This is a genomic window from Citrobacter sp. TBCS-14 (genome assembly GCF_005280805.1).
GTDB lineage: Bacteria > Pseudomonadota > Gammaproteobacteria > Enterobacterales > Enterobacteriaceae > Citrobacter > Citrobacter gillenii.
Genome location: NZ_SZWM01001060.1, coordinates 1 through 302, shown reverse-complemented (window position 1 = coordinate 302; position 302 = coordinate 1). Strand labels below are relative to the sequence as shown.

The 302-nt window shown below is 32.1% G+C and carries 1 pseudogene; it reads left to right on the top strand.

Annotation, left to right across the window (positions count from 1 at the left end):
- Positions 1 to 298, top strand: a pseudogene (locus FDX22_RS23930) (integrase core domain-containing protein); the annotation flags it as partial.
- Between the last annotated feature and the right edge of the window lie 4 nt (positions 299 to 302).

The window sequence follows — 302 nt, the reverse complement described above, 5'->3', positions numbered from 1 at the left end:
AGCCAATTTAAATCAGCTTCCTTTAGAAAGTTATTAGATGAGCATCAATTGCTTGCTTCTTACTCCAAGCCTGGATATCCTTATGATAATGCCGTCACTGAGGTCTTTTTCAAGTATCTTAAACAACGAGAAATTAATCGCAGAACTTATCACTCCATTCAAGAAGTTCAACTCTCTTGCTTTGAATACATCGAACAATTTTATAACAATTATAATCCTCATTCCGCCAACAATGGTTTAACTCCAAATCAGAAAGAAGAAAATTATTTTAAGAAAATATAGCTCATTTTGTGTCTAAATAT